This is a genomic window from Erwinia wuhanensis (assembly GCF_030484085.1).
GTDB classification, from domain to species: domain Bacteria; phylum Pseudomonadota; class Gammaproteobacteria; order Enterobacterales; family Enterobacteriaceae; genus Erwinia; species Erwinia aeris.
In genome coordinates this window covers 228,835-249,621 of sequence record NZ_JAUJUH010000004.1, presented here as the reverse complement: position 1 = coordinate 249,621, position 20,787 = coordinate 228,835, and the positions used below count along the sequence as shown (strand labels likewise).

At 56.3% G+C, this 20,787-nt stretch carries 27 protein-coding genes and 1 other RNA gene; 14 read left to right on the top strand and 14 right to left on the bottom strand.

What is annotated here, in order from left to right; all coding sequences use genetic code 11:
* The first annotated feature begins 264 nt into the window (after positions 1–264).
* The 9 genes from QZH36_RS11760 (at position 265) to QZH36_RS11720 (ending at position 7,790) form a co-directional block, all read left to right on the top strand.
* Positions 265–606: a glycine dehydrogenase gene (locus tag QZH36_RS11760; RefSeq protein WP_301730294.1), complete on the top strand. Its 342-nt coding sequence runs from the start codon at positions 265–267 to the stop codon at positions 604–606.
* Positions 607–630: 24 nt separating this feature from the next.
* Positions 631–993, top strand: coding sequence for an SFCGS family glycine-rich protein (locus tag QZH36_RS11755; protein ID WP_125290343.1), 363 nt, complete (start codon positions 631–633; stop codon positions 991–993).
* A 3-nt stretch (positions 994–996) separates the two neighbouring features.
* Entirely contained in the window at positions 997–1,293 is a 297-nt protein-coding gene (locus QZH36_RS11750) for a DUF4312 family protein (RefSeq protein WP_125290344.1), read from the top strand.
* 51 nt (positions 1,294–1,344) lie between these two features.
* On the top strand, positions 1,345–2,121 hold the full coding sequence (locus QZH36_RS11745; RefSeq protein ID WP_253455811.1) for a DUF4311 domain-containing protein: 777 nt from the start codon (positions 1,345–1,347) through the stop codon (positions 2,119–2,121).
* 10 nt (positions 2,122–2,131) lie between these two features.
* Positions 2,132–2,773, top strand: a complete 642-nt coding sequence (locus QZH36_RS11740; protein WP_301730293.1) for a DUF4310 family protein — start codon at positions 2,132–2,134, stop codon at positions 2,771–2,773.
* A 58-nt stretch (positions 2,774–2,831) separates the two neighbouring features.
* The gene (locus QZH36_RS11735) at positions 2,832–3,965 is read left to right on the top strand and encodes an amidohydrolase/deacetylase family metallohydrolase (protein ID WP_301730292.1); all 1,134 of its coding nucleotides are present in this window, start codon (positions 2,832–2,834) and stop codon (positions 3,963–3,965) included.
* Positions 3,949–5,070, top strand: a complete 1,122-nt coding sequence (locus QZH36_RS11730; protein ID WP_301730291.1) for a DgaE family pyridoxal phosphate-dependent ammonia lyase — start codon at positions 3,949–3,951, stop codon at positions 5,068–5,070. Before QZH36_RS11735 ends, QZH36_RS11730 begins: the two co-directional genes overlap by 17 nt.
* Positions 5,067–5,807 (top strand): 2-dehydro-3-deoxy-phosphogluconate aldolase, encoded by a 741-nt coding sequence (gene dagF / locus QZH36_RS11725; protein WP_301730290.1) that lies wholly within the window; start codon positions 5,067–5,069, stop codon positions 5,805–5,807. Before QZH36_RS11730 ends, dagF begins: the two co-directional genes overlap by 4 nt.
* Positions 5,808–5,879: 72 nt before the next feature.
* Positions 5,880–7,790 carry a BglG family transcription antiterminator gene (locus QZH36_RS11720; RefSeq protein WP_253455800.1) on the top strand — a complete coding sequence of 637 codons (1,911 nt, stop codon included), beginning with the start codon at positions 5,880–5,882 and terminating at the stop codon, positions 7,788–7,790.
* 55 nt (positions 7,791–7,845) lie between these two features.
* Here the strand turns inward: QZH36_RS11720 and dolP are convergent, their stop codons facing one another.
* From dolP to QZH36_RS11700, 4 genes are read right to left on the bottom strand one after another with little or no spacing between them, the layout of a single operon-like run.
* A complete protein-coding gene (gene dolP, locus QZH36_RS11715) occupies positions 7,846–8,418 on the bottom strand; it encodes a division/outer membrane stress-associated lipid-binding lipoprotein (protein ID WP_301730289.1) in 573 nt (190 codons plus the stop codon).
* A 9-nt stretch (positions 8,419–8,427) separates the two neighbouring features.
* Positions 8,428–9,018, bottom strand: a complete 591-nt coding sequence (diaA, locus tag QZH36_RS11710) for a DnaA initiator-associating protein DiaA (RefSeq protein WP_125290352.1) — start codon at positions 9,016–9,018, stop codon at positions 8,428–8,430.
* A gap of 29 nt (positions 9,019–9,047) precedes the next feature.
* Positions 9,048–9,440, bottom strand: a complete 393-nt coding sequence (locus tag QZH36_RS11705) for a YraN family protein (RefSeq protein ID WP_253455794.1) — start codon at positions 9,438–9,440, stop codon at positions 9,048–9,050.
* Positions 9,398–11,431 carry a penicillin-binding protein activator gene (locus tag QZH36_RS11700; RefSeq protein ID WP_301730288.1) on the bottom strand — a complete coding sequence of 678 codons (2,034 nt, stop codon included), beginning with the start codon at positions 11,429–11,431 and terminating at the stop codon, positions 9,398–9,400. Before QZH36_RS11700 ends, QZH36_RS11705 begins: the two co-directional genes overlap by 43 nt.
* Positions 11,432–11,493: 62 nt before the next feature.
* On the opposite strand from QZH36_RS11700, the gene rsmI reads away from it, so the two are divergent.
* On the top strand, positions 11,494–12,351 hold the full coding sequence (rsmI, locus tag QZH36_RS11695) for a 16S rRNA (cytidine(1402)-2'-O)-methyltransferase (RefSeq protein ID WP_253455789.1): 858 nt from the start codon (positions 11,494–11,496) through the stop codon (positions 12,349–12,351).
* A gap of 32 nt (positions 12,352–12,383) precedes the next feature.
* Positions 12,384–12,761, top strand: an RNA gene (gene rnpB / locus QZH36_RS11690) — RNase P RNA component class A.
* A 325-nt stretch (positions 12,762–13,086) separates the two neighbouring features.
* On the opposite strand, the gene QZH36_RS11685 is transcribed toward rnpB, so the two are convergent.
* The gene (locus tag QZH36_RS11685; RefSeq protein WP_253455787.1) at positions 13,087–13,443 is read right to left on the bottom strand and encodes a hypothetical protein; all 357 of its coding nucleotides are present in this window, start codon (positions 13,441–13,443) and stop codon (positions 13,087–13,089) included.
* A gap of 148 nt (positions 13,444–13,591) precedes the next feature.
* On the opposite strand from QZH36_RS11685, the gene QZH36_RS11680 reads away from it, so the two are divergent.
* Positions 13,592–13,819 carry a hypothetical protein gene (locus QZH36_RS11680; RefSeq protein WP_253455785.1) on the top strand — a complete coding sequence of 76 codons (228 nt, stop codon included), beginning with the start codon at positions 13,592–13,594 and terminating at the stop codon, positions 13,817–13,819.
* A gap of 47 nt (positions 13,820–13,866) precedes the next feature.
* On the opposite strand, the gene QZH36_RS11675 is transcribed toward QZH36_RS11680, so the two are convergent.
* Entirely contained in the window at positions 13,867–14,571 is a 705-nt protein-coding gene (locus QZH36_RS11675; protein ID WP_253455784.1) for a pirin family protein, read from the bottom strand.
* A gap of 128 nt (positions 14,572–14,699) precedes the next feature.
* On the opposite strand from QZH36_RS11675, the gene QZH36_RS11670 reads away from it, so the two are divergent.
* Positions 14,700–15,614 (top strand): LysR family transcriptional regulator, encoded by a 915-nt coding sequence (locus QZH36_RS11670; RefSeq protein WP_125290359.1) that lies wholly within the window; start codon positions 14,700–14,702, stop codon positions 15,612–15,614.
* A gap of 6 nt (positions 15,615–15,620) precedes the next feature.
* Here the strand turns inward: QZH36_RS11670 and QZH36_RS11665 are convergent, their stop codons facing one another.
* Positions 15,621–16,607 carry a glutathione S-transferase family protein gene (locus tag QZH36_RS11665; protein WP_301730287.1) on the bottom strand — a complete coding sequence of 329 codons (987 nt, stop codon included), beginning with the start codon at positions 16,605–16,607 and terminating at the stop codon, positions 15,621–15,623.
* A gap of 328 nt (positions 16,608–16,935) precedes the next feature.
* On the opposite strand from QZH36_RS11665, the gene QZH36_RS11660 reads away from it, so the two are divergent.
* Positions 16,936–17,223 carry a hypothetical protein gene (locus tag QZH36_RS11660; protein ID WP_301730285.1) on the top strand — a complete coding sequence of 96 codons (288 nt, stop codon included), beginning with the start codon at positions 16,936–16,938 and terminating at the stop codon, positions 17,221–17,223.
* A gap of 160 nt (positions 17,224–17,383) precedes the next feature.
* On the opposite strand, the gene QZH36_RS11655 is transcribed toward QZH36_RS11660, so the two are convergent.
* From QZH36_RS11655 to QZH36_RS11625, 7 genes are all read right to left on the bottom strand, one after another.
* Positions 17,384–17,776: a DoxX family protein gene (locus QZH36_RS11655; protein WP_125290362.1), complete on the bottom strand. Its 393-nt coding sequence runs from the start codon at positions 17,774–17,776 to the stop codon at positions 17,384–17,386.
* 209 nt (positions 17,777–17,985) lie between these two features.
* A complete protein-coding gene (locus QZH36_RS11650; protein ID WP_253455775.1) occupies positions 17,986–18,267 on the bottom strand; it encodes a YqjK-like family protein in 282 nt (93 codons plus the stop codon).
* Positions 18,267–18,659 (bottom strand): phage holin family protein, encoded by a 393-nt coding sequence (locus QZH36_RS11645; protein ID WP_125290364.1) that lies wholly within the window; start codon positions 18,657–18,659, stop codon positions 18,267–18,269. The genes QZH36_RS11650 and QZH36_RS11645 overlap by 1 nt, the downstream gene beginning before the upstream one ends.
* Positions 18,660–18,661: 2 nt before the next feature.
* Positions 18,662–18,967, bottom strand: a complete 306-nt coding sequence (locus QZH36_RS11640) for an ElaB/YgaM/YqjD family protein (protein WP_125290365.1) — start codon at positions 18,965–18,967, stop codon at positions 18,662–18,664.
* A gap of 41 nt (positions 18,968–19,008) precedes the next feature.
* Complete coding sequence (locus QZH36_RS11635; protein WP_148101255.1) at positions 19,009–19,383, bottom strand: DUF1090 domain-containing protein; 375 nt, start codon at positions 19,381–19,383, stop codon at positions 19,009–19,011.
* Between the two features lie 165 nt (positions 19,384–19,548).
* Complete coding sequence (gene mzrA / locus QZH36_RS11630) at positions 19,549–19,923, bottom strand: EnvZ/OmpR regulon moderator MzrA (RefSeq protein ID WP_253455772.1); 375 nt, start codon at positions 19,921–19,923, stop codon at positions 19,549–19,551.
* Positions 19,920–20,594, bottom strand: coding sequence for a DedA family protein (locus tag QZH36_RS11625; protein WP_253455768.1), 675 nt, complete (start codon positions 20,592–20,594; stop codon positions 19,920–19,922). Before QZH36_RS11625 ends, mzrA begins: the two co-directional genes overlap by 4 nt.
* Positions 20,595–20,787: the final 193 nt, after the last annotated feature.

Sequence of the window (20,787 nt, the reverse complement as noted above, 5' to 3'; positions counted from 1 at the left end):
TTTCCATCAGGATAGCCGCTGCGATCGCCGTTATCGGCCGATCAGGCAGACATTTTTTCTGTCGTACTGTGATTTACCTTCCACTTTTGCTCTTCTGTTAAGTGAAATAACCATTTTGTGAAGGATTTCCCTGGCTTCGCGCTTATTTCCACTTTGAAACGGAAAAATGCGGTCTACAAAATCGCTACCTCCGGCGCTACTTTATTTCTCTCGCGAATAAATTCGGTTTACAGCCGAACCAAAACGGAAAATAAGGGGCGTTGCGTGAAAGACGGAGCAGTGGCGGTAAAAGAAACCGACGAGCAACAGGCGGTTCAGGCGCTTGCCGACAAAGTGATGATGCAAATCAGCGAGCTGTTTGCTGCCAAAAATATTTATCCTGATGCCGTTCAGCAAAAAATGCTGGCTTCGCACGTGCGGGCAATGGCTTCGCGCTCGCTAACGGGCGAACCGCTGCCGGAAGTCGAGGCTGAACTGTTTGATGAGATCTCGCCGGGATCCATGTTGCTGGCCCAGCAGGTGGTGGATCTCTTTGGCAACTTGCCCCAGGAAGAAGCCTGGCTGCTCTCCGTTCACGTTGAAGTCGCAAAAGAAAACCAACCGTAAATTTACCAGCCGGAGAAAATGCTTATGTCACAAGTCATTGTTGTTATTGGCGATCGTTTAGGGAAAGGCCAGAAAGTCGCGGCAGGCGTCGAGAAAGCGGGCGGGAAGGCCGTGGTGGTGCCGGGCGTGGCGGCGGACATGAGGCTGGGCGACGTCATGAAAGCGGAAAATGCCACTTTCGGTATCTCTTTTTGCGGCAGCGGCGGCGCAGGCGCTATTACCGCGCAAACCAAACACGGCTACAAAGCGAAATATGGCATGCGCTCTGTAGAAGAGGGCGTAACCGCCATCAATGAGGGCGCGAACGTGCTCGGCTTTGGCTTTATGGACAAAGAAGAGCTGGGCGAACGCCTGGTGCAGGCCTGGAACAAGAAGCACGGTGCCTGACCGATGAAGGAGCAATTTACCACAGCGGTAAAGGTCAGCGGCAAAGGCAACAGCAAAGAGAAAGCGTTCGCCGATGCGCTGAGCCGTGTGCAGAGCACGCTGCTAAAGACGACCGGTAAGGTGCTGCTGCGCATTGAGCCGCAGGAGGTCAGGGTGGTGCTGGCGCGGGAAAGCGTCAGGAAAGAACGCTTTTTGTTTTTCTTTCTGGCGAGGGAGCGGCGGAGTTACAGCATCGAACTGGAAATTACCGTCAGCGTGAACGCTATCGATGTCGACAAAATCGATTTCCTCACGCGCTAGCCGGGCAAACATAACTTAAAAACGTTGGCGCAAGCCTGCAAGGAAAGTGTGATGTTTTTAATTATCCTTTTTAAATCTCTTATTATCGGCGGCCTGGTCGGAGTAGGCGTTGGCGCTGGCGCCGCGCGTATGTTTCATGCGCCGGCGACTCAGGGCATGGGCGCCTTTCGCACGCTGGGTGAACTCAACTCCTGTGAAGGCGATCCCGCCTCTCACTTCTCGTTTGGTCTGGGTTTCTTCTTTAACGCCTGGGCTTCTTCCGTTGCCGCAGGCTCGTTTACCCAGGACGTCGACCACCGCATTATCCCGAACTGGGGCGCGGCGGCGCTGATGATCCGAAACCGCAACCTGGCAGAAACGCTGCACGATCCGAAAAAAATGGCCATCGCCTGCGGCCTGATCGGCATGGTGGTGGTCGCCTTTCTGAATTCTACCGCTTCGGCCGTGCCGGCGGCGCTCCAGATCACCGCCGTTAAGGTGCTGGTGCCTGCGGCTAACCTGCTGGTCAATACCGTGATGCCGGTAATCTTCTGGCTGGCGGCAATCGATGCCGGTAAAAAATCGGGATTCTGGGCCACCATCTTCGGCGGCCTGGCGCAGCTGATTATGGGCAATGCGGTGCCGGGACTGGTGCTGGGCATTTTGATCGGCAAGGGCGTTGAGGAGAGCGGCTGGCATCGCGTCACCAAAGTGATGATGTTCGCCATCGTGCTGCTGTTTGTCCTGAGTGGCTTCTTCCGCGGCTTCGATATGAAAATGCTGGAATCTTTCCGGCTGGGCGTGCCGGACTGGCTGTCGATGTTCCATAACGCGCTGAGCGGAAAATAAGGAGAGGAAAATGGAAGCAAAAAGCGGTTTCTGGTGTGCCGACTGGTCTTTCCCGATCTTTGTCGGCCTGCTTTCCGCCGGCGTGTTCGCCGGAACGCATATGTATTACGTCTATGGGCTGGGCGCGTTTAACGAGGTCGCCTTTGTCTCTATGCTGCGCGCGGGTATGGAAACCGGCGTTTATGGCGCGGTGGCGGCCTTTGGCGCGAGCTTTCTGTTCGCCCGTATTATCGAAGGGTCGCTGGTGGGCATCCTGGATATTGGCGGCGCCATCCAGACGGGCGTCGGCCTTGGCGTGCCGGCGCTGCTGTTGGGCGCCGGGTTTATCTTCCCCGTGGCCAACTTTGCCGCCTCGCTGCTGACCGGCCTGATCCTGGGCCTGGCGATCGGCTACCTCATTATTCTGGCGCGCAGGTTCACCATCAATAACAGCGATTCAACCTATGGCGCCGACGTCATGATGGGCGCGGGCAACGCGTCCGGGCGTTTCCTCGGGCCGCTAATTATTCTCTCGGCTATGGCCGCCTCCATTCCCATCGGTCTGGGTTCGCTCATCGGCGCGCTGCTGTTTTATCTCTGGAACAAGCCTATTACAGGCGGCGCCATTCTGGGCGCGATGCTGCTGGGCGCATTTTTCCCGGTGGCACTCTAGCCCGATCGCCAGGGCTCAGCGGCGCTGGCGACCGCTTTTGCAGACGGAGGAGTTTGCCATGTTTGATTTTATTGTGCGCCGGGCGCGCCTGGCGGACGGCGGGCTGACCGATATCGCCGTACACAACGGAAAAATTGCCGCGCTGGGCGAGGTCAGCGGCCAGGCCACGCGCGAGTACGATTTGGCCGGGCGTTTTTACCTGAGCGCCGGATGGATCGATTCGCACGTACACTGCTATCCCAATTCGCCGATTTATCACGACGAAGCGGACTGCATCGGCGTCGCTACCGGCGTGACGACCGTCGTGGATGCGGGCAGCACCGGCGCGGACGATGTTGACGAGTTCTGTCGTTTAACCCGCAGCGCCCGCACGCAGGTTTACGCCTTGCTGAATATCGCGCGCACCGGCATCGTAACGCAAAACGAGCTGGCGGATATGACGCAAATCGACCGTGTCGGCGTGCGTGAGGCGGTGCAGCGTTTGCCAGGGTTTATTCTTGGCATCAAGGCGCGCATCAGCAGCAGCGTGGTAGGTAAAAACGGCGTGCAGCCGCTGATCCGTGCCAAAGCGATCCAGCAGGAAAACGGCGGGCTGCCGCTGATGGTGCATATTGGCAATAACCCGCCCGATCTGGATGAAATAACCGATCTGTTGGACAGCGGCGACATCATCACCCACTGCTATAACGGCAAGCCCAACCGCATCCTGACGCCTGCCGGTCAGCTGCGCGCCTCCGTTCATCGTGCTTTGGAGCGCGGCGTGCGGCTGGATGTGGGGCACGGCACGGCCAGCTTCAGCTTCGACGTGGCGCGCGTGGCTATCGCGCAGGGCATTCTGCCGCAAACCATCAGCTCGGATATTTACTGTCGCAACCGCCTTAACGGGCCGGTGCATTCGCTGGCGCACGTGATGGCGAAATTCTTCAGCGTAGGCATGACCCTGCCGCAAATTATTGACTGCGTGACCACCAACGCGGCTGACGGCCTGCGGCTATCGCAGAAGGGACGGCTGGAGGTGGGCTATGACGCCGATCTGACTGTTTTCGACGTGCAGGATGCGTCCTGCGTGTTTACCGATTCCGAAGGCCAGTCGGCCACGGGCGAAAAGCAGCTGGTGCCGCTGGCCGCCGTGGTGGCTGGCCGCTGGTTTGTTACCGAAGAAGGGAAAAAGCATCATGTCTTCGATTTATGAGAAATATGGCTTAAAACAGGTCATTAACGCTTCGGGCCGCATGACCATTCTGGGCGTCTCTACCCCTGCCGCCGACGTGGTGGACACGGTAAAGTACGGCCTTAACCACTATTTTGAAATGAACGATCTGGTTGATAAAACCGGCGCTTATATCGCCAGCCTGCTCGGCTGTGAGGATGCGGTGGTGGTTTCCTGCGCGTCGGCGGGCATCGCGCAATCCGTGGCGGCGGTCATCGTCAAAGATGACGACTGGCTGCTGGAAAACCTACACGCCGCGCCGCTGATTGTTCCTCACCATATCGTGATGCCGAAAGGCCATAACGTTAATTACGGCGCGCCCGTCGGCACTATGGTCGCGCTGGGCGGCGGGCGTCTGGTAGAAGCAGGCTACGCCAACGAATGCTCCGCCGCGCAGCTTTCCGCCGCCGTGACGCCGCAAACGGCGGCCATTCTTTATATCAAATCGCATCACTGCGTGCAGAAAAGCCACCTTAGCGTCGAACAGGCGGCCGCCGTTGCGCGCCAGCATAATCTGCCGCTGATTGTCGATGCGGCGGCGGAAGAAGATATACAGCGCTACTACCAGGGCGGCGCGGATCTGGTGATCTACAGCGGCGCGAAGGCTATCGAAGGCCCTACGAGCGGGCTGGTGATGGGGCGCAAAAAATACGTTGAGTGGGTGAAGCGCCAGTCGCAGGGCATCGGCCGGGCAATGAAGGTCGGCAAGGAAGGCATCCTTGGCCTGACGCAGGCGATCGAAAACTATCTGCAACAGCCGAAAATGTCCGGCGCGCAGATGGTCGAGAAGATGACGCCGTTTATCGACAACCTGAACGCGCTGGACGGCATCAGCGCGCGCGTGGTTTGGGATGCCGCCGGACGAGATATCGCCAGGGCAGAAATCCATTTCGACGAGCTTAAGATCGGTCTGACCACGGGCGACGTCGTGCAGAGGTTAAAAACCGGCGAGATAGCGATCTATTTTCGCGGCTATAAAGCCAATGAAGGCATTGTCGAGGTCGACGTGCGCAGCGTCTCGCCAGAGCAGCTGCATACTATTTACATTTCCGTCAGGGCATTATTATCAGGAGGGGAAAAAGCATGACGCTTATGCCAAATTTCTATCGCGATCGCGTTTGTCTGAACGTGCTGGCAGGATCCAAAGAGAACGCCCGCGAGATCTGGCAGGCAGCTGAAGGCCATGTGCTGGTTGGCGTGCTGTCGAAAAACTATGACAGCGTGGCAGGCGCCGTTGCCGATATGCGTGACTACGCGGCGCTGATCGACAATGCGCTCTCCGTTGGGCTGGGGGCGGGCGATCCGAACCAGTCGGCGATGGTCAGCGCTATTGCAGGCCAGCTGCAACCGCAGCACGTGAACCAGGTGTTTACCGGCGTGGCGACCAGCCGCGCGCTGTTGGGCCAGCGCCAGACGGTGGTTAACGGCCTGATTTCGCCGACGGGCAGGCCAGGCATGGTCAAAATTTCCACCGGGCCGCTCAGTTCGCAGGCGCCAGAGGGGATAGTACCGATAGCGACCGCGATTGCGCTGTTGAAGGATATGGGCGGCAGCTCGGTGAAATATTTCCCGATGGGCGGACTGAAGGCGATCGAAGAGTTTCGCGCGGTGGCGAAAGCCTGCGCCGAACAGGATTTCTGGCTGGAGCCGACGGGTGGCATCGACCTGGATAACTATGCCGCCATTCTGCAAATCGCGCTGGAGGCGGGCGTCAGCAAAATCATCCCGCACATTTACAGCTCGATTATTGATAAGGCTTCCGGCAATACTCGTCCGGACGACGTCCGCGCGCTGCTGGCCATGACAAAAAAATTGGTGGGGTAAGCGCGAGCAAGGCCGGGCGATCCCGGCCCGTTTCGTCAACGGAGAGCAACCAAGACAACCACAGGAAACCCGGTGAGATTCCCTAACCAACGCCTTGCAAGACTTTTCGATACGCTGCAAAACGAAACGCTGCCTCAGGACGAGCTGGCGCGCCGTTTTGCGGTATCTACCCGCACCGTACGTACGGACATTACCGCGCTGAATGAGCTGCTGGCCGATCATGGCATCCGCTTTGTGCTGAATCGGGGCGAGGGCTATCGGTTAAAAATTGAAGATGCGCAACGCTACAGCCAGCTGCGGCACCAGTCGCCTTCGTCTTTACGCATTCCCCGCACCTCGGCGGCGCGAGTACATTACCTGTTAACCCGATTTCTCACCTCAGCCTATTCCCTTAAGCTGGAAGATCTGGCCGATGAATGGTTTGTCAGCCGCGCCACGCTGCAAAGCGATATGGCTGAAGTGAGAGAGTGGCTGGCGCGCTATCAGCTGGTGATTGAAACCCGGCCGCGCTACGGCATGAAGCTGTTCGGCAGCGAAATGGCCGTGCGCACCTGCCTGACCGATCTGCTCTACCAGATTGCGCAGGAGGATGCCGACGATCCGCTGCTGCATCTGGAGGTGCTGAACAGCGGCATTCTGGCTACGCTACAGCCGCTGCTGAGCCAGTCGCTGGGGCGTTTTGCCGTCAGGATGACGGATGAGGGTGAGTTTTATCTGCGCCTCTACTGTGCGGTGTCCGTAAGGCGCATCAGCGAAGGCTATCCGCTTTCTGATTTCACGGCTGACGACGTGGATGACGACGTGCGAGGCGCGGCGCGCCATCTGATTGCGCTACTACAGCCGCTCACCGGCAAAGCGTTCTCAGCCGCAGAGGAAGCCTACCTGCGCGTTAATATCGCGGCACGGCGCGTTGAGGCGATTGCGCCGGATGCCATCAGCCCGGACGACGGCGAATCGCTGGTCAATTACATCCTTAGCTACATCAATACTCACTACAACTTTAATCTGCAAAGCGACGGGCAGCTGCGGGCAGATTTGCTGACGCATATTAAAACCATGATCACCCGTGTGCGTTACCAGATCGCTATTCCTAACCCACTGCTGGCGAACATCAAGCAGCACTATCCGATGGCGTGGGACGTGACGCTGGCCGCCGTATCCAGCTGGGGAAAATACACCCCTTATACCATCAGTGAAAACGAGATGGGATTTCTGGTGCTGCATATCGGCGTCGGCCTGGAGCGGCACTATGACGTCGGCTACCGGCGCCATCCGCAGGTGCTGCTGGTGTGCGATACCGGCAATTCCACCGTGCGCATGATCCAGGCGATGCTGATGCGGAAATATCCGCAGATCGTGGTCAACAATATTATTTCGCAGCGCGAGTATGAGCAGCAGCCGGGTATTGAAGAAGATTTTGTTATCTCCACTACGCGCCTGGTCGAGAAACAGAAGCCGGTGGTGGTGATGTCGCCTTTTCCCACGGAATACCAGCTGGAGCAGATTGGCAAACTGGTGCTGGTGGATCGCACCCGGCCTTATATGCTGGAAAAGTTCTTTGACGCCGGCCATTTTCTTGTTATCGACCAGCCCGTAACCCAGGCGGAGCTGTTCCGTATGCTCTGCGATCGGCTGGAAAAAGAGGGCGCGGTCGACCAGACGTTTCACGATTCCGTCGTGGAGCGCGAAGCCATTGTCAGCACGATGTTTGGCGAAGGCATTGCGCTACCGCACTCGCTGGGCCTGCTGGCGAAGAAAAGCGTGGTTTATACCGTGCTGGCGCCGCAGGGCATCGCATGGGGAGACGAAACGGCCTCGGTGATCTTTCTGCTGGCGATCAGCAAAAGCGATTATGAAGAGGCGATGGCGATTTACGATCTGTTCGTGACGTTCCTGCGCGAGCGGGCGATGGCGCGGCTGCGCGACAGCAAGGATTTCGTCAGCTTCAAGGCGGTAGCGATGGATTGCCTGAGTCGGCTATAGCGGGCGACGCGGTATGATAAAAGTGAAAGCCCGGCATTGGCCGGGCTTTTGCTGCTTATTGCAGAATAGTGAACGCGGTGGTGACGTGCTTCACGCCGCTGACCCGGCTGGCGATATCGGCCGCCGCTTTGGCTTCTGCGGTAGTGACCAGACCTAACAGGAACACCTCGCCGTTTTCGGTGGTGACCTTCACGTTAGAAGATTTGACCTGGTCGCTGGAAAGCAGGTTGGAACGCACTTTGGTGGTGATCCAGGTATCGGAAGAGGCCGTGCCAAAGCTGGCCTTCTCGCTGGTGCGGATTTCGTTATAGACCTCGGTTGCGCCATCCACGCCGACGGCGATCTGTTTGGCGCGGTTAGCGACATCGGCGCTCGGCGCCTGGCCGGTCAGCAGCACTTTGCCCTGATAGGCCGTTGCCACGATGTGGGCTTCTTTTTTGATCTGGTCGTCTTTCGCCAGCGCGTTGCTGACGCGTAACTCCAGCGTGCCGTCATCAACCTGGGTGCCCACGGTACGCGGGTCGGTGGCCGTTTTGGTGGCGACCGCCGCGCTGCCGATCACGGCGGCGACGCAGCCCTGTAGCATCAGCGCGGACAGCACGATGGCGGTTGCGGAAATCAGCTTCATCATAGCTCCTTAAACGTCCTGGTGGGGAAACAAGGTGTTATCGATCAAATCGCACAGGCAATTCACGGTTAACATATGCATTTCCTGAATCCTCGCGCTCCGGTGCGAGGGAATACGAATTTCCACGTCCTGTGGACCCAGCAAACCGGCGAGTTCGCCGCCGTCATAGCCGGTCAGCGCGACAATCGTCATATCGCGCGTTACCGCTGCCTCAACGGCCTTCACAATATCACGGCTGTTGCCGCGCGTTGAAATGGCCAGCAGAATATCGCCAGCATGGCCCAGCGCGCGGACCTGCTTGGCGTAGATTTCGTCGTGCAGGCGATCGTTGCCGATTGCCGTCAGCAGCACGTTATCCGCGCTCAGCGCTACCGCAGGCAGGCTGGGGCGCTCGGTTTCGTAACGGTTGATCATACTGGCCGCAAAGTGCTGGGCGTTGGCGCTGGAGGTGCCGTTGCCACAGCTCAGCACTTTATTGCCGTTCAGCAACGACTGGACAATCGTCATCGCCGCGCGCGAAATAGCATCCGGCAGCGCTTCCGCTGCGGCTATCTGCGTCTGAATACTTTCGGTAAAACAAACTTTGATTCTTTCCAGCACGTTTTTCACCTGGCAAGTGGTTGGCGAAATTACTCCGCCGTAAAAGCATCGGACAACCAGTCCGTTCGTGCGCCGGTTATCGCTACCACATCAAAGCGGCAGCGGGCGCTCTCAAGGCTGCTCTGGCGACCGTTCAGCCATAAGGCTGCGGCTTTCAGCAGCTTTTGCTGCTTGCTGCGGGTTACGCTGGCGGCGGCACCGCCGAACCGATCGTTACGGCGATAGCGCACCTCTACGAAAACCCACGTCTCGCCATCACGCATAATCAGGTCGATCTCTCCGACGCGAAAGCGGACGTTAGCCGCGATAAAAGTTAATCCTGCACCTTCCAGCAGGCGGCGGGCCTGTAGCTCATAGCCCGCCCCCGTTTGCTGACGGCTCAGGATGCCGGAACGATTTGTCCCTGGCGATACTGGCTCCATACCAACTTCCTGTTGATGACGCAGTCCTGGGTGGCGCTCAGGTTGCCGGTTTCCCCCTGCAGCCGGAAGCCCGGCAGCTGGCGCACTTCATTGAAGTGATTGGCCAGGGTCCAGGCGTCCACGCCCATGGCATAGAGACGAACCTGAGAGTAATCGTTGTTAAAGTTTTTAGCCGCCTGCTGCATCAGCGCGGGATTAGCGCCCGACAGCAGCGGGATATCGCTGAACTGCACGCCTTCCATCTCCAGACGATAGTCCGGGCCGCTGCCTGCCTGATAGCTGCGCGAGCTGGCATAAATCTGTGCCATATTGCGGCTGCTGACGCGCATGGAGAGGGAAGGCTTGATAAGCGCCATCTCGTCCTGCGTCGCCACGACATACAGCGAATCCACGCTGCCGTCGCCTGCCGCTGGCGTATCCGCCTGCGGCGCCGGAATGGTCAGGCCCGCAATAGTTACGCCCTGCGGCTGAGCAACGATCGGCGTACCGGTCAGACGCAAGCCCGCACCGCTATTAATGCCCTGCTTCAGCTCGCCCTGCGAACCGAACTGCTGTTGTAGCACGGTCGCGCCGCCCAGCTGCTGCCATTCTGCAGCAAATGCTTTGCTGACGCGATCGCCCAACGAGCTGCGCGGCACCAGCAGCAGCGGCGAACGCTTGCCCTGATCCCACATATGATGCGCGGCGTCACGCGCTTCGTCTTCAGGAGAAAGCGCAAAGTAACAAAGATTCGGATGGTTCTGTACCGTCTCCGGCTCGTTAAGCGCCAGGATATTCAACGGCGTTTGTAAGGCAGCTAAACGCTCGACGTTGCTTTTCAGCAGCGGGCCGACCACCAGCGTGGCACCGTCTTTCTGCGCCTGCGCCAGCACCTGATCTATCGGCTGGCTGCTGGTATCGTAGACCTGAACCTGCGCCGAACTGGATGGCGGCGCGGTTTGCGCCACGCTGCCGTTCTGCACGGCAGGCTGAGCGGCGCTATCGCTGTTTTGCGCAGCTGGCTGAGCAGCAGTGCTATCGGTGGCCGGACTGGCTGCTGCTGGCGCGGTGTTGGCATCGACAGGCGTGGCGGTATTGGCGTCAACAGGCGCGGTGCTGGCGGCGGCGGCCTGCGGCTGTGCAGCCGGCTGGGCCAGCGCACCATTGCGTGCGTCGTCAAACCCCTTCTGAATCGCTTTGGCGAAGATCTGCGCCTGGCCGCTTAACGGCAGCAGCAGCGCAATTTTACCGGTCGACGACTGCTGGAAGTTCTGCACCTGGCTCAGCGCCGTTGGCAGCATTTTCGCCGCCGGGTTGTTAGGATAGCGCGTCTGCCAGTCGCTGATGCCCGCTTTCAGCATCGTGGGATCGCTGACGTTGGCCTTATAGACGTTGAGCAGATCCAGCCAGCCCTGTAGCGTGTTTTCATCGGCGTTGATCACCAGGCCGTTGGCCTGCTCTGGCGTCATCTGGCTCAGCGCCAGCCAGGTTGCATCAATATTTTTCTGCTTATCGGCTGGCGAGCTCAGCAGCGGTTCCTGCGCAATATAAGCGCGCAGCTGCGTTAATCCCTGGCTGCCGGCAATTTGCAGCTGGTAGTAACGGGCCTGCTGCTCCTTCGACAGGGAGGCGGCATCAATCTGCTGCAAAAGCTGCGCCGCGCCGGCCGCATCCTTCTGCATCACCTTGAGCTGCGCCTGTAGCAGCAGCGATTCCTGATGCTGGACATCATTCAGCTGCTGCGGCAGGTTGGCCAGCTGGTCGCTGGCCTGAGGAATTTTTCCTTCGTTCAGCAGCGCCCGGATTGCGAGTAATTGCCAGTCAACCTTGTTATCATCTGAACTTTGCTGCATTTGCTGCAAATAAGAGTCGGAAGTGCCTGTCGCGGTGCCCTGCACGTTGACCGTCGGCGCCTGTGGGCCCTGGCCGGAACAACCGGCAAAAATCAGGGCCGCCAGCAGCAGAGGCACGCAGCGTCCTGCTTTGTTATGAATGACTTTCGAAGGAAGCATACTGTATCCAGTTATGTTTTTTTCAAGATGCTCAATATTAAATCGGCAATTCGGATCAAACAATGAAACAACGCGAAGAGATTTCGGCCAGCACGCTCTACATCGTTCCCACACCGATTGGTAACCTGGGCGATATTACCCAGCGTGCGCTCTCGGTGCTTGCCAGCGTCGACCTGATCGCAGCGGAAGATACACGTCATACCGGGCTGTTGCTACAACATTTCGCCATCAATGCGCGCCTGTTCGCATTACACGATCACAACGAGCAGCAGAAGGCGGAAACGCTGTTGGCAAAGCTTCGGGACGGGCAAAGCATAGCGCTGGTTTCCGATGCCGGCACGCCGTTGATTAACGATCCCGGCTATCATTTGGTTCGTCTTTGCCGGGAAGCGGGCGTAAACGTGGTGCCGTTGCCTGGCGCCTGCGCGGCGATTACAGCATTAAGCGCGGCGGGGTTGCCGTCCGATCGATTCTGTTACGAAGGGTTTCTGCCCGCCAAAAGCAAAGGCCGTTGCGACACGCTGCGCGCGCTGGAGCAGGAATCCCGCACGCTGATTTTTTATGAATCCACCCATCGCCTGCTGGAAAGCTTACAGGATATGGTCAGCGTATGGGGAAGCGAGCGCTACGTAGTCCTGGCGCGGGAAATCACCAAAACCTGGGAATCGATTCACGGCGCGCCGGTGGGCGAGCTGCTGGCCTGGGTTAAAGAAGACGAAAATCGCCGCAAAGGCGAAATGGTGCTGATTGTGGAAGGCTATCAGGCCGTGGAAGACGCGCTGCCGCCGGAAGCGCTGCGCACGCTGGCGCTGTTGCAGCAGGAGCTGCCGCTGAAAAAAGCCGCCGCGCTGACCGCCGAAATTCACGGCGTAAAAAAGAATGCGCTCTATAAGTATGCGCTGGAGCAGCAAGAGGGGTGACAAACCGCGCGGAATGCCCTATTATCCGCGCCGAAGCTGACCAGACAGTCGCCGCTTTGTTGCCGTCCTCCTTCGGGGGAGACAGACAAAGGGGAGGAAAGTCCGGGCTCCATAGGGCAGGGTGCCAGGTAACGCCTGGGGGGCGCAAGCCCACGACCAGTGCAACAGAGAGCAAACCGCCGATGGCCCACTTGTGGGATCAGGTAAGGGTGAAAGGGTGCGGTAAGAGCGCACCGCGCGGCTGGCAACAGTTCGTGGCACGGTAAACTCCACCCGGAGCAAGGCCAAATAGGGGTTCACAAGGTACGGCCCGTACTGAACCCGGGTAGGCTGCTTGAGCCAGTGAGCGATTGCTGGCCTAGATGAATGACTGTCCACGACAGAACCCGGCTTACCGGTCAGCTTCAACATTTTCAGTAAGAAACCCGCTTCGGCGGGTTTTTTGCTTTCTTTTAAGGGCATCAGGTCGCTATCGGGCTGGTGAACAGCCGCAGAGGCAGATCGGAACACGGACACGCCGTAAATACGTCCCTGTAGGCTCGTTTGGCGCGTCCATGCGCCAAAACGGTCCGCTTATCCGCTCAGCCTCTGCCGCCGTGAAACAGCTGGGCTGCTGTAAGAAACACCAGGATGCATCCGCTATTTAGGTTTGTCAGCAGTAAGAAACCCGCTTCGGCGGGTTTTTTGCTTTCTGCGGTGCGGCCTGTTCACAACGCTTTTTGTGAAAGCAAAAGCTTAAAAGCGCGAGTCTTTGCAGCGCGCCGCCATGGCGGAAACCGCCGCGCTGACATCAGGCTCCTTAGCATAATAGAAGGTCACGCTGGATTGCTGACGGCCTGCTGCCGCAATTTCAATCCAGGCCACGTTGTCGTAATTTCTGTCCGTCAGATTATACTTTTCAATACCTTGAGTCAGGCGACCGTCCCGCTCCAGCCGAAGGTGCTGACTCTGCGCCGCAGCAAAAAGACAGTCGGCAACATTGTGTGGATATCCCTTCAGGTAGACCTGTTTCATGTCAGGATGCGTCCCAATGCGCCCTAAATCGACACAGCCAACCAGTAAAAGCACAAACATCACAGCCAGCTTTTTCATTCCCTGCTCCTCGTGTTATCGCTCACCTCTGACAATAGGCCAGAGAAAATCAACGTGCGATTAACGAACGAAATTTACCTGAGGATATAAAATAACTACGGCGCTTTGAAAATTTTAACCGTAAGCGTTAACGCTGAGGAGATAAACGATGAAAAGATCGATACTGGCCACCCATTTAGGGCTGTCTGAAGAAGAGCTGGACGAGATGGATCTGGACCCTGAAGATTTAGACGAGGGAAAAGTAGAAGAAGAGAGCAACACCTTCTTTTTTACCGTGCCGGAAAACACGCCTCAGCATATTTTAGGCAAAAAAGGCTGGTCAATCGGCGAGAGGGTCGCCGTGCCCATCAGCTTATTTGACGTATCAGGCAGCTAAACCCGTCATGCATCGCTGGCGAGTTTTACAGGAGTAGGCAACGGCGACTACTCGGCTAAATCAATCACCAGCGCGCGCGTTGGCGTGGTTGCCGTTATCGTCACGCTCTGCTCTTTTTCGATAAATGCGCCGTCGCCGCAGGCAAGCGTCTGCCGATCCGCTGAAGATGCGGTCACGGTAAAGCCGCCGTGAATTGATTGCAGATAGGCGCGCGAACCACGTAACGGCAGCGTCACATCTTCGCCCGGTTGCAGTCTCAGATGATAAATCCAGGCCTGTTGGCGAAGCTGCAGGCTCTGTTGTGCACCGTCCGGCGAGGCCAGCAGTATGGCGCTCGCGTTAGTCGGGATCGACAGGCATTGAATCGCCGCGTTTTCCCTGTCGGGACAGGCGTCCAGCCAAAGCTGCATACGCGTCAATGGCTTCTCGCCACTGATATTATGCTCGCTGTAGCTGATCCCCGGTTGGGCAGCCAGCAGCAAAGCTTCGCCCGCGCGCGCCACGACATGGTTGCCGTCGCTGTCGCGGTACTCCGCTTCGCCCTGCAGGATCAGATTAACAACATCGACCTTTGGCCAGGTTCTGGGTTGGAAGGAAGCCCCTGGTGTCAGCACTTCCTGATTGAGCACGCGTAAAGAGGCGTAGCCCAGCAGTTGAGGATCAAAATAGTGGCCGAAGGAAAACGTGTATCGCGCCTGGAGCCAGCCGTAATCGGCTTGACCACACTGTTGTACGGTGCGACTGGTAATCATATTTTCCTCCTTATTAACCGGCAAACCGCGTCGGTCATTTATTATGCCGCTATAGTAAGGCGCTGGACGCCAGATTGTTAGCCAGTTAATCTGCTTGCCATATTCAAAAATCCTGAAAGAGAACCGCTATGGCAAAAGATCGCGCTCTGACGCTGGAGGCGCTGCGAGTAATGGATGCTATCGATCGACGCGGCAGCTTTGCGGCGGCGGCAGATGAGCTGGGCCGCGTCCCTTCAGCGCTCAGCTACACCATGCAAAAGCTGGAAGAGGAGCTGGACGTGGTGCTGTTTGACCGCTCCGGACACCGAACTAAGTTTACCAACGTAGGACGCATGCTGCTGGAGCGGGGCCGGATTTTGCTGGAAGCGGCCGATAAGCTGACCACCGATGCGGAAGCGCTGGCGCGGGGCTGGGAAACACAGTTGACTATCGTTACCGAAGCGCTGGTTCCTTGCGAATATCTCTTTCCTTTGATTGATAAACTTGCCGAAAAAGCCAATACGCAAATCGCGCTGGTGACGGAAGTGCTGGCGGGCGCCTGGGAAAGGCTGGAGCAGGGCCGCGCGGATATCGTTATCGCGCCGGATATGCATTTTCGTGCCTCTTCAGAGATCAACACCCGCAAGCTGTACAGCATTATGAGCGTGATCGTCGCCAGCCCGGATCATCCTATCCATCAGGAACCGGAACCGTTATCGGAACCATCACGGGTGAAATATCGGGGTATTGCCGTAGCGGATACGGCGCGCGAGCGCCCGGTACTGACCGTACAGCTACTGGATAAGCAGCAGCGGCTGACCGTCAGTTCAATCGAAGATAAGCGCCGTGCGCTGCTGGCCGGGCTGGGCGTGGCGTCCATGCCGTACCCGATGGTGGAAAAAGATATTGCCGAAGGGCGTCTGCGTGTTGTCAGCCCTGAATACAGCAAAGAGGTCGATATCATTATGGCCTGGCGCCGCGACAGCATGGGCGAAGCCAAATCATGGTGCCTGCGGGAGATCCCTAAGCTGCTGGCGAAGCGTCACGCGCCGCTCAGGGGATAACGCCGGCTAGCGGAAGCGTTCATCGCGCCCGTGCGGCTCGTCCCAGTCGAAAGCCGGGCCGGTCGAGATAACGCCGTAGGGATTGATCGTTTTATGGCTACGGTAATAATGGTGGCGGATATGCGCCAGATCGACCGTTTCAGCGATGCCCGGCAGCTGATAAATTTCTCGTAAAAAGCCGCTCAGGTTCAGATAGTCGCCAATACGGTAGCGATCGCATTTGAAATGCGTCACATAAACCGGATCGAAGCGAACTAAGGTCGTCCACAGACGCAGGTCCGCCTCGGTCAGCCGGTCGCCGGTCAGATAGCGATGCTGCCCCAGCATTTGTTCAAGCCTGTCCAGTGACTGGAAAAGGGCGGTGACCGCCTCGTCATAGGCCGCCTGAGAAGTAGCGAACCCCGCTTTATAGACGCCGTTGTTAACGGTGTCGTAAACCCAGCCGTTCACCTCATCGATTTTGGCGCGTAAGTCCGCCGGATAGTAATCGCCGGCGCGGGCGCCTGCCGCGTCGAATGCGCTGTTAAACATTCGCAAAATATCGGCTGATTCATTACTGACGATAGTCTGCTGCTGCTTGTCCCAAAGTACCGGGACGGTGACCCGGCCGGTATAGTCCTTATCAGCGTGCAAATAAAGTTGATACAGGAATTCGTTCTGATAAAGGCTGTCGCCCGTCGCGCCCGCAAAATCTTCATCAAACGTCCAGCCGTTTTCCAGCATTAGCGGATGGACTACCGACACGGAAATAAGCTTTTCCAGCCCTTTTAGCTGACGCATCAACAGCGTTCGATGCGCCCAGGGGCAGGCAAGCGAAACATAGAGGTGATAGCGATCCGCCTCGGCACGAAAACCAGCTTTGCCGTCTGCGCCGGCAGAGCCGTCGGGCGTTACCCAACTGCGCCAGGCAGAATCAGAACGTTTAAAGCGCCCGCCCGTGGATTTTGTGTCGTACCAGTTATCGTGCCAGACGCCGTCAATAAGCTGTCCCATGTAAACTCCCTGATAATTAAATGATAATAAAAGAATATAACCTGTTATCAGAAAAAAGCTCGTTACTTTCTCCTAAAAATAATTATGCGATAAAATAGAGGGTATCAGGTTGGTTTTTTTAACTTTACTGGATGTAATGCCCCGGCTTTATAATTAAAAGCGCTAATTACATTCTGGTTTTCACCATTAATACAATGCCTGTTTTAAGGCTGCCTTTATTCTGTATTGATTTGGGCCTGTAGATATTTGACTTTTTTTGCTGGCTGTCATTAAAATAGTTCCTCGCCTGTTTTATGGCGTGGGGTTATTAATAAAAAAGGAGAATTTTATGCGTGAATTAAACAGCCAGGAAGTTGACGTCGTCTCAGGTGCCAGCTTCTTTGCCGATTTAGGTAAAAGCATTGGCGCAGCAATTGGAGGCGTGGTAGATCTGGGCACCTCTGCTGGCGGCCTGACAACGGATGCAACCTCGGCGGCGGGTACGCTGGGATCCGGTATCGGCAGCATTCTGGAACTGGATTTCATTAGCGCTATTACGAATATCGGTTCCGGCATCGTCGGTATCGTTAATTTTGGCATCAGCGCTATCTCACAGATCAAAAATAAATCGGCTTAATTAGCGGTCTGGTTCGGAGAGTCACATCTCCTGGTATTATTTTTATACCATACAGAAAAATTAACGTTATAGTCGTCTGGTTAAGAAATTGGTTAATCTTTTAATCAGATACGCTGGCGCTTATTGAAAGCAGGGCATAAAGCCCTGCTTTCATCATTTTTTATTTTTTTCTTTTAATTAAGCGGTCGAGGCTGTATGCGCCAGGGCCGGTAATAAACAGCAGCAGATAACCACCAGAGATACTCATATTTTTCATAAAGTTAATAGAGTTACCGTCCACGCTGAAATTACTGTGAAACACAAATGCGGTAATCAGCGTAAAAATAGCGGTGGAGATAGCGGTAAAGCGCGTCAGGAAGCCAAACAGGATAGCCAGACCGCCGCCGAACTCCAGCAAAATGGTCAGCGGCAGTAAAAAGCCCGGTACGCCCATTGCTTCCATATACTGTTGCGTGCCCGCATAACCGGTAATTTTTCCCCAGCCCGCCACGATAAACAGGACAGGCATCAAAATACGCGCGACCAGAAAGCCGATATCTTCTAATTTTTTCATGTTAATCCCCGATAAATTTTATCTGGCCGGAATAGCTCCTGGCCGCATGAGGCCCGGTTATGACGCTGAATACGCGTTAATTCCCGGTCGTTGCAGAAGATAATATTCGTCAGGAGAGAGGATTGTAAGCGAGTTAAACTGTCAAAGTTCTTCAGAAAAATTGAGTATTCAGGTTCAGCGAGGCCGAACCTGAAAAAGAACAGAAAGCATCAGCGGCCCGGCAGGAAGTTGCGTACCATACGCACCGTACTCCAGATACCCAGGCCGCGCTTGGCCCAGCGGGTAATACGGCGTGGATTACGCACCGACCAGATAGCCGCCAGGCCGCTGCCGACCGCAATATAACGCTTCAGGCTGAGCAGCGTTAGCCAGCCGCGATCGTAACGGGCGGTACTTTCCAGCCAGAATTTCTTTTGGATGCTGAGATCGAGCCGCTGCTGTTGGATCTGACGCAGCAGTTCGGCCTTACGCTCGTCACGCTCGCGGCTCATTAATCGTTCTCCAGTAGCTTACGATCGGATTTCAGTTCTTTACGGGTAGCGCCCAGAAGGGTGGAACGACGAGATTTGGCCAGCGTCCAGAGTCCAAAGAACAGCGCTAATGCAAAAAGCACCGCCGTGGTAATGCCGATAGCCATCAGGCGATACTGTGCATCCACCGCCCAGATAATGAGCACCATCAGGCTCATCAGGCCAAAAGCGGTAAAGAGCATGGTCAGCCCGACCATGATCAACAGCTGGATCAGGTTCGCCTTCTCTTCTTCCAGCTCCACGACGGCCAGCCTGACGCGGGTTTCTACAATCCCGACCAGAGTGGTGACGAGGCGCTGCCCGATGTTGATGACCCCTTTGCCTGGGCCCTGGCTTTGCTGGGAATCTTTCATTGTTATCGACGCGTCAGCAGCACGCCCAGCACTACGCCGATAGCGGCGCCGATGCCCACGCTGGTCCATGGATTTTCGCGCACGTAAACGTCCGCATTATCGGCAACTTCACGCGAAGTTTTGGCGAGGCGATCGCCAGAGTCGCCTAAACGTGCGCGGGTATCTTTCAGCGCGCTCTGTGCTTTGCTACGCAGCTTGTCCAGCTCGTTTTTTGATTTGTCAGTGGTGTTGCTCAGCACTTCTTCCAGCGTATCCGCCAGATTCTTTAATTCCGCACGCAGATGATCGGAAGTGATATCTTTTGACATAACAAACTCCTTTATAATCAGTAATGAGAATCCTGCCTGCCTCAGTAAGGGGCGGCCTGGACTTCCTTCAGTTCACGTTTTGCTTCTGCCAGCTTGCGTTCACGTTTAGCGATTTTCTCTTTATCATCGCCATCCGCTCTCTCCTGGTTCAGCTCTTTTTGCCGCTCTTCCACTTTCTGCTGCAGCTCATCGATCTTTTCCTGATGGCTCGCCTTCAGTTTGTCGTCCGTACAGCCCGCGCGAGCCTCCGTCAACGCCCGCTCCAGACCAGTAACGCGGCGCTGGTTGTCGTGCTGACGGGCTAAATCGATCTCGTGCTGAATGTCCTGCTCTTTTTGCAGGCACAGCGAGTCTGCCGCCTGAGCGAAAGTGGTCAGGGATAAAAGGCTGAGGCCAAGGATCGTGCGGTATTTCATAAAGTGACCTTCCATTGTTTGGGTTCGCTGATACAACCCCGTTAATCCTGTCATGCTTGCCGCTTACGCCGGCCAGTTAAGCATAGTCAGGAAATGCGGAAAGCTCAAAAAGAGAGAAGATTCTTAAGGATAGAGGCCCGGAAGTGGCACTGCCGGGCACGTTTCTTAGCCAATGCTCTGCTTATGCGGGCTGATGCGGCTGAGCCACTCAGAAGATTGTTCGAGCTGAGCGATATCAAAGCCTTCCGGCAGCAGGCGGCGCAGCACTTTCTCGGCGGCGGTACTTTGCTCCTGTGAATCAAATTTAATCACCAGCGTGTTTTTATCCGGCGTGATGCTTTTAATATGGATGCCTTCCGCGTTCAGCCGCTGATAGACATAGAAGCCGTCCGGCACCGTAATACCCTGGCGAGAGGCCCGAATTTGCAGCGCCGTTTCACCGCCAAACAGGGCAGGCAAAAGCGCAATCATTGTCAGCGCAACCGATGCCAGCGCCACCAGGCCCAGTATTCGTTTGCGGGAAGCGTAATTTTTCATCATGAGTTTCCTTTCTCATTCATAGTGCGTTTCTTTTTCCATAAAACATAAAGCGACCCAAACAGGCCGACAACCAATAAAATCAGCGGCAGCATCATCAGGCAAGCCATCAGCTGATCTTCATACCGCTGAAAAAGAGGCGTTCTGCCCAGCGCAAAGCCCAGCACCGTCAGGATCAGTACCCAAAGCAGCCCGCTCACCCAGTTGAAGAACTGAAAGCGCGCGTTGTTTAAGCCCGACAGCCCGGCAATGGTCGGCAGCAGCGTGCGGACAAAAGCGATAAAGCGGCCAATCAACAGGGCCGAAAGCCCGTGGCGATGGAACAAAGCGTGCGCGCGCTGATGGTACTGCGCGGGTAGATGGGCGAGCCAGCGCTGCACCGTGGCCGTATTGCCCAGCCAGCGCCCCTGAATATAGCCTACCCAGCAGCCCAGGCTGGCGGCGGTAGTCAATACCAGCAGCGTAAGCGGAAAATTCATCGTGCCTTTGGCAATCAGCACGCCGACCAGGATCAGCAGGCTGTCGCCCGGCAGGAAAGCGGCAGGAAGCAGGCCATTTTCCAGAAATAAGATCATAAACAGCACTAAATAGATTGCCCAGACCAAGGAGGGATCGGCCAGCATGACATAATCCTGGTGCCAGAGGGCATGGACCAGCGCTTTTAAAATATCCATAAAGTGTCCCTGAATAGCATTTTCGCCATGTTCCGGCAAAGTTCATCACAAATGGTTGTAGTTAGTATGCGTGCGGAACCTGGTCTTAACACGAAAAAAAGAAACATAGGTGAAAATAAACGGCCTGTCGGGCTTGATACACCGGGCCGTCAAATCGTTATGAATGCGGTCTGATCAGCCTGGGCAAAGCCAG